The following is an 8199-nucleotide window of genomic DNA, read 5'->3' as shown; positions in this document are numbered from 1 at the left end:
TATTCAGAGCAAAAACAGAGCAAAAATTTCAAAATTAACAGAAACAACAAGAAGTAGTACCGTTCTGCAACGGTCTCTATACATTAATATAATCAGAGGCAGTTAAATTACCTTTTTCGTCTAGCGTCAGGTAGGCATTCACACTATTCACACAACTGATGTCTATCAAGCCGGAAGACCACTCCACGGTTTCATTCTGGATCGTAAAGCCATCATAAGAAAAAGGCAGGCTACAAGGGTTCACAAAGGCTTTGCTTTGCAATTGTAACCAGTTCATGTTCCAGCCGGCTGTGTTGGATGTTATGCGAAGCGTATGTTCACCCGCAGGCAAATACAAGTCTGACGTGGCACTTGCTGTGGACCATGACTGCGGCCCGCCAGTAGCAGCTAAATGAACGGTTCCGTTATTATGGCCATCGAGTGTCAGGTCGAAATTTATGTCGGTTTCACTGGCAACCCGAAATTTCAATCCATAAGTCCCGGATATAGGGATGTTTAAGGTATACGCGACCCAGTCAGCTGCCTGAACGGAGGTAATCATTTCACCTCCGTTTTCATCTGTTGTTGCTGCTGTTTCCACTCCAGACATATCGGAGAAAGATTCAGCTTCAATCAAGAAAGCGCCTTGCACATTGACAGTGAAAGTAGCGGTGCTTTGCTGTCCGCAATCATTCGTAAAAGTGACCTGATAAGCTCCGGCCTTACTTTCCTGTAAATCTTTAATATTTATAACCCGGCTGCTCGCTGTAAATCCGTTCGGACCCGTCCAACTCCAGCTTCCTCCTAGCGCAGGCTCCGGCTGCAAACTGACCGTGTTACCAGGGAAGGCAGTGATACTGTTTGACTGCTCTTTGCTTAAAGAAATACCCAGGTTATTTAATTTTTCGACATAGGGTACTACGGGCACCACTGCGCAGTCTAGCAATAGGTCTAGCCAATTAAGATTCCAACCGGCATTGTTTGCGCTTACTTTTATCGTTTGGGTACCCGCACTTAAATGGAAAGGAGCTGTAGAACTCACGGTTGTCCAGGTTTGTCCACCAGAAGTAGCAGGAAAAGTAATATCGTCTAGCTTTTCATCTCCAGCACTAAGCGAAAAACTACCATCTACTGAAGCACTGGCTACCCGATAGTTCATGGTATACGTACCACTGTATGGCACATCAATTTCATACTCCACCCAATCTCCGGCGTCGAAAGAGGTTACGTTTTCCCCATTGTTATCATCCGAAGTAGGTTCAGTGGTAATACCGCTCATGACGGTGTATGCTTCCGCCTCCAGCTTTTTTACAGACACAGAAATAGGCACTAGATTGTTGTTAGTGCCTAAATCCGTAACCATACCCCCAGACTTACCGGTAACTCCTGAACTTTTAGAGGATAACAAGACTGGGTAGTTGGTCAGGTTATTAAGTTCAAAATCTGAGGCAGAGAAGTCGTTCTGGTTGGGAAGACTACCATACAATAACCGTATATCGTTTTTATCACCTCCCACCTTGATTTTTAGGCCCATATTGAGGGCCTCTGCGGAACCTCTCAAAGTGATGGTATGCCCGCTGCCCCCGATATAGGCTACACTGCCTAAGCCGTTGTAATAAGGTTCGCTCGCTGGTAAAATTGTAATGTCTGCGTTAAAATTTTTATCAGACTCGTAAGTAGACGAATACACAGGGCCGTACGTAGCGTCGGCCTTACAATTAACCACATCTCCTGAACCCAACGAAAATCCATTCTCACACCCGATAGCAGTGGTGCCTTCCACATATTTTTTTCCAGTGGCATGCGCTACCGTCACTCCGGTTCTCATGTGCTTAATGGTACAGTTTAGCACTGTTGGGTTTGATGTGCCTCGGGAGTATTCTACACCATCAATTACGGTTTCTCCCGCGTTATAGGCACGTATACCTGCCTCTCCGGTACTAAGCATATAACCGGCAGGAAGCTTATACCCCCAAACGGTCATAAAACCTACCTTATCTGCCGGAGAGCCTGTTCCTTCCTCAGCCAGCATATCATCCGTAGAGCGCATCTCGCCTTTTACATAGCAGTCCTCGATGAGCGGGTTAGAGGCTGCCTGCATAAAAATGGCATGGCCATAAGACCGATGGATAATTGTACAGCCCTTGATATGGTTACTTTCACCCCGAATCAAAAGGGCACTATGCTTATAATGGGCTATCACTGATCCGCCCCCTTTACCAAAGGCATCGCCATAGCCGTAAGGGAAAGAGCCCCTTACCGTCATGTGGATACCTTCCAGTCTGTTTGCACGCCCGTCAACGACAATGCTGGTGGCACGATTGGCCGGATAGGTGTTGCCCATGTCCTCCATCGTCAGGTTTTTGATGACATTCTCGTTGCCGGTAATGTGCACTTCATACACGTCCTGCCGTCCGAAAGCCCGCAAAATTTCAGTATCGATCTCAAACTTGACATCTGTGAAATCATACACGCTGTTGTTGCCCTTGAAGGCAAATAGCCGACTCACACCACTCCAGGTTTCACTCGTACTGCCAATACGGCCTTCCGTCACATCGGCAGCCGTAATAGTATAGGTACCCGGTGCTAACTTCACATGAGCGTTGTCATCATCCAGATAGGGTTCTAGTTCTGCTAAAGAACTGACGACTGTTTGCGCATGTACCGCCACACTGGTTGCCACGAATGCGATCAGCGTCAGGGTTAAAAACCGAAATGTTCTCGTGTAGAGGTTACCCCTTAAACCATGGTAAAATTTCTTTTTCATAGTTAATGATTTAGTTTAAAAAACACCTTCAGGATAGATGCCTACCTGGCATCGTGAAGACCCTCACAAGGTATCAATTAGCCTGAAAATCAAGCATTAACTATGATTCAATGCGTATAAAACATGGATCAAACCCTTGCAATCGACCTATTTTTATAAGTCAAATCGGAACTCATCAAAAAAGGGTTTAAGGGAAAAAACAAATGGGGCTGTTACGTAAATAGCACTATCATCTCACCCCCTTTAATCAGGCAGCCATGAAACACAACTAGCTAAACTAACCAGAACGCCTGAGACACTTTGTGCAAAATGTTTGACCGGCACGGGAAAGCTGGCTCCTGCTGCAAGCTCATGCAGGCTGTGGTCAAGAGCAGCAGGTTAATTTTCATTGATAGGCAGGTTGCCAGCACCAGGATATGCTCCGTATTTTTAAGCAATGTTGCCAACTGTTGGTACTACACCTGTTCAGGCACTACGTCTGCCTTAGCTGCAAGCCCTGCTAACGCTCCGAAAACGGTTGTAGTAATCAGGACAATGCGGTGTGCTGAAATCACCAGATACATAGCTTCTTCAGTTTGTGCAGAAGAGGCCATCGTGTACTAGAGAATGCTCCCTATTAAGAAAGGCTTTTTTATACACTTAGCTATTCTTCGATTGGCACCAACTGTATGGCAAACCCATTGTTAGCCAGAAGCTCGATATCCAGTTTGCTCTTACGATCTATCTCTAACTCTTCAATCTTAACCTTTGTTCGGGTTTCAACTTGCTGATCATCCGTATACAGTTTGGCCAGGTATTTTTTGTCTTCATCCAAGAATGAGAAATTAAGTTGAACTGCGCGTTGAGCGTTTCCATTTAAACCGCCAATGAACCAGTCGTTCCCCTTGCGCCGGGCAATCACCCCAATTTGAGCGATTTCAGCCTCCAGTACTTTCGTTTCGTCCCAGGTTGTTGGGACATTATCAAAAAACTCCAATTCTGGTTCGTCACCGATCGTCTTGGTGTCGCCCCATAACCCATCCAGTTTTTCAGGAGAAGCCGGAACTCTATCGTACCAGTATAGAAATTGCAAGGGACTGAACAGGCAGACAGTCTTGGCGAGTTGTGAGGCATGTGAGCCCATTGTTTCCACACGCTTGTTGTAATAGCACACTGTATTATCTGCAGCACCAGCCAGCATTCGGGTAAACATGGTGATCAAGGTGTGTTCGTTGGTCACAGTTGTTTCATCTCCAGCTATCCCTTCCTGGGTGAGGAGGTTGGGGTAAGTTCTGGAAAAGCCTGTGGGCCGGTATTCGTCATGTACATCGACAATCATTCCATATTCGGCTGTTTTCTTGATTGCTTCGTGGAGCCAGGCCGTGGCATCCTGATCGCCCACTTGCACAAACCCAAACTTGATCCCGGCTATACCCCACTCCTTGAACAGCGGAAGCAACTCATCCAGCTGCTTTTCAAGCGAGCGGCGATTGACGTACAGCATGACCTTCACTCCTTTTTCCTTTGCATAAGCGGCAATCTTTTCCAAATCAAAAGGGCCTTTAGACCGTTTTGGATCCAGCGTAATGGTTGTAGCGTCCGAGCTATCATCCATCTCATTGCCATACCACCCTGCATCAAAATGCACATATTGCATGTTGTGGGCTGCCACAAAATCAACGGCCCGTAGCCCTCCCTCAGTTGTCAGGGTTGACTCTCTCAATACTTTACCTGGCTCTATCCAAGAGTCATCCGCTATGGCACTCGGATCGTTCAGGTTTTGAATCAAATAGTTTTTTTCTAGGAGATCACCATAATCCTCCCCTATCATGATCACCCTCCAGGGAGATTGAAAAGGCAATTGCTTTTTCACCTTAGCCACCTGGCTTCTTTCACTCTTTAAGGCCCCTGTGATGGTGTCTTGTGCACTTTCCAGCAGCTCGCCGTCTAGGCTCGACAAGATGGACAGAGGGGCATTGGGGTCTGCGCTGTAACTTAATCGGGCAAAGTCCACTAGTTTCGCTTCGGCCAGCGCAATTTTAAGGTCATCGCTATACTCAATCAGCAGCGGCCGCTCCGCTCCTTGCTTCAACTCACTCAACAGAACTTTCTGATATTCTCCCTGTGCTGTGAGTCTGCCATGTTCACGCTCTGGCGTGGACCAAACGAAATAATCGTTATCGAACTTATAACTAACGAGTTCATCATCCAGGCTGATTGATTTCAAGCCCTTCTGCTCTGGTATTTCATAGGAAAATGCGAGCCCTTCATCATAGGCCCTTATGGTCAGGTTCAGTTTGGCTTCAGGACTTTCCAACGAGACTTTCATCTCATTATAGTTATCCGGAACCGTACTCAATTCACCTAACCGTGTTTCCCATTCGCCTACATGTGAAACATTCTTCACGTTGGTTATCCTGAAGTCGCCACTGAAATCAATGTCTTTTGAAAGCAGATCAATTTCGGAAGGTTGTAACAGCGTCTTGTCTTCCCTTTTCACCTCGAAAGAAATGCCCTTTCCGTTTTCTACAGAAAGGACAAAGACGTTCTTGCCATCTGGCGAATTGACATGTATGGGTGTTTTGAAATTTTCTCCACAGCCTGCGAAAGCCATACAGATAAAAACTACCAATCCATATTTCAGAAAGCTATACATAGATGATGACATAGGTTTTCATTTAACTTTTAGAAGTAAAAGAGGGGTGGCTGTTTAATTAGTGCTCTCAGATCGCATCTGTATATTGTTTTTATATTCTTTCACTTCAATTTGGATAGTGGTGCCATCACCTTCCAAATTGCTCCACTTGATCACTTGTTTCCTTCCGTCGTTCAGCACCACCTCTACCTCTTCAGGACGTGAAGAGGTAATGCTTTTGATGGCAGCAGCTCCTTTGTAGGGCTCCAATACAGTCAGGAAGTACAATTCCTTTCCATTTACGCGCACGCCATACGTCCTGCGATCGGGGTTATTACGGATATCCTGGTGTTTTCCAGCATTGGGGTATGCTGCGATCAACACATCTGCCTTTTGGGGCCAAAGTGTGTGCACATCCAGCTTCATTTCTCCCTCCTGAAAGCGTGCCGTAGTGCCCTTTTTCATGGTATACCACTGTGCGTTTTTAAAATATTTGTAGGGAGAATCATTGGCGGTACTGAGCTGTTCCAGTGGCTCCCCCTTCTTTTTCACGCCACGCAAAGATTGAAAACCAATGGGGTGAATGAGCCAGTCGTATTGGTGCTCCTGAGATGCATTTAAGTGATCGGCGAGCACCACAAAATCGTCCGTAACCACCGTTAACCGTCGCTGCTGCACAGGCTTAAAACCCGGGTCATAGGCTTTGTCATCCCATGGCGGAAAATTTTTTACGTTCCAGGTTGGTATTTTTCGCCAGCGGGCATTTGTTTCGACCACGCTTACCTGCATCATCTCCCCGTCATGAAACAGCAACTGCTCAGAAGGAACAGCTTCCTGCTGCAGGCCGTCCACCACCACCATGTTGTGGGTAGCGGAGGTTTGGACACTTTCTTTGTATCCGGGGTTGCCATAGCCAAACCAGGCCATTTCCGTTCCAAAATACTTATGCCCGTAGCGGTCCAGCGCCAGCAGTCCCGTTCGGTCAAAGTGCCCATGCCACCCGCCATGCGTCCCATACTTCACATAGGCTTGAATCTGCTCGGATGCTTCCTTATTGGGCGTTTGAGAACGCAAAGCCGTGATGCCCACGTTGGGGGCAAAAGTTGACTCGGAACGCGGGTCTTGCACGTCAGGGATTTCCGGTGCCCCGTACAGCAATGCCTCCCAGCCCGAGCGATCGGAATGATTCAGCACCCAGGCAATCTCCTTTTTCGGGAAATGCCGGTATGCCAGCTCGTAAAACGTATGGGGGCCGGTAGCTTTAGAATCGTTGCTCGACACAACATAGGCCTCCTCATCCATCAGCGGAATATGGCCGGTGTACATCTCCTCCAGACCAATCGTGTTTTTCTCCATTGGCCCCCATATATCGAATTTCATACCGGTGAAACCCTCTTTCGCATTATCAAAATCCTTGCTTTTATACCTGACAGGGAAACGGCGATCGTAGAAATTCCAACCATAGTTCTCAAAAGCCTGCGCTACTAAAGTAAACCGCTCCACTACCAGGTAGCTGTAATTGACCGTGCTCTCAAACCACCAGCCATCTGGCATGGTGCCTTTAGAGAGTTGGTCGATCAGGCCGCCTTCGGTATGCATGACATGATCCAGAGCAGCCATATCTTCCAGAAAGAGGGCCGCAAAGACCGAACCCGTCAAGGCGCTGGCTTCGTGGTTCATGATTCCTTCGCCGCTCAGGTCTTCCCCTTGCAGCTTGATATAATGCCGAAAAGTCGCTGCTATATGCTCATGGTCATCTTTTGTGAGAATGTCCTCGCCATACAGTACATCACATATAGCCGCCAGGTAGAGGAAAAAGTTACCCTCATGCACCTGCACACCGGTGGTAGCCGCCCCTACAGACATGTACCCTTCATCCGGGTCACAGACATCTCTCACAAACCCAACCACCTCATCTCGCAGGCGGCCATTATTCGAAAGTTTCCATACCAAAGCTTTGTTAAAAACCTGCTCTGATGTGTTGGCCTGGTAATTAAAGCTATCCCACTCGAGCGTGTTCCTGGGCCGGGTTACTACTTCGCGTTTTGGGATTTTATACTCAAGGGCCTCCTTTTCCATTTGTTGGTAGGCGCGCTTTGCCCAGGGGTACTTTTCTATTTTGGCTTTTGCCTCCGCCAACAAATCATCTGTCGCCAGAAGGTAAGGATGCGGTTTGGACCTCACCGTGATGAACTCGAAAGAACTGACCACCTCCTCAGAAGCATTGGTAACCAAAAGCGTTGCCTTCTCAAAAGCGCCTTTCGGAATACGGTCACTCACTTTTACAGACAGGACACCTTCGTATGTTCCCTTGCCCTTGACTGTAACAGAACTTTTATCCAGCGCATACTCACATGACAGCAATCTGGGTTTGTGAATGCTCAGGTTATAGGTCAGCTCTTTTTCCGACTCATTGTTCAGCTGAAAGGTGTATTCTATTATCTCGCTGGCATTAGCTGACCGTGATACAGCTTTAACTTCATTTGATGGGGTATAACTTAAGTCTCCATCATCCGGACCACCAGCACAAACCCTCGTGGCAAGGCCTGCAATAGCGAAAAATGTTAAAAGCAGGGTATAGATTCTTGTGTGCATCGTCTTGTGTCTCATTTAGTCTTTTAGCCTCAAAGGCACCTCCATAAAATAGTAGTCCGCATAAATGATAGGAACATCTATTTCCGTACCCTTGGGGTGATGCCCTGTTGAATGCAGCAAAATAGCCTGATTGCTTCCCCTACTGAGGTAATCATCCGTGGATAGTCTTTCGATTAAAGCAGCAGCTGCATTTTTTTGCCCCCTCCATGCTATTAATGCTCGACCAATTTAATTACCAGGATTA

Annotated in this window: 3 protein-coding genes; all 3 read right to left on the bottom strand. The window is 47.1% G+C overall.

Going from position 1 to position 8199, the window contains the following annotated elements; translation table 11 throughout:
* Positions 1-76: 76 nt before the first annotated feature.
* The 3 genes from MKJ04_RS12905 to MKJ04_RS12895 all read right to left on the bottom strand — a co-directional run bounded on the left by MKJ04_RS12905 (position 77) and on the right by MKJ04_RS12895 (position 7955).
* Positions 77-2746, bottom strand: a complete 2670-nt coding sequence (locus tag MKJ04_RS12905; protein WP_241642061.1) for a carbohydrate-binding protein — start codon at positions 2744-2746, stop codon at positions 77-79.
* A gap of 643 nt (positions 2747-3389) precedes the next feature.
* On the bottom strand, positions 3390-5381 hold the full coding sequence (locus tag MKJ04_RS12900; protein WP_241642060.1) for a glycoside hydrolase family 97 protein: 1992 nt from the start codon (positions 5379-5381) through the stop codon (positions 3390-3392).
* A 54-nt stretch (positions 5382-5435) separates the two neighbouring features.
* Positions 5436-7955, bottom strand: a complete 2520-nt coding sequence (locus tag MKJ04_RS12895) for a heparinase II/III family protein (protein ID WP_241642059.1) — start codon at positions 7953-7955, stop codon at positions 5436-5438.
* Positions 7956-8199: the final 244 nt, after the last annotated feature.

It is taken from the genome of Pontibacter sp. E15-1, assembly GCF_022601975.1.
Classification (GTDB): Bacteria; Bacteroidota; Bacteroidia; order Cytophagales; family Hymenobacteraceae; genus Pontibacter.
Note: the sequence above shows the minus strand (reverse complement) of the source record. Positions and strands in the feature narration are given on the sequence as shown.

What these genes read in the sequence shown, in the direction of transcription:
- MKJ04_RS12905 (WP_241642061.1), bottom strand. Translation starts at nt 2,746, where the DNA reads ATGAAAAAGAAATTTTACCATGGTTTAAGGGGTAACCTCTACACGAGA.
- MKJ04_RS12900 (WP_241642060.1), bottom strand. Translation starts at nt 5,381, where the DNA reads ATGTATAGCTTTCTGAAATATGGATTGGTAGTTTTTATCTGTATGGCT.
- MKJ04_RS12895 (WP_241642059.1), bottom strand. Translation starts at nt 7,955, where the DNA reads ATGCACACAAGAATCTATACCCTGCTTTTAACATTTTTCGCTATTGCA.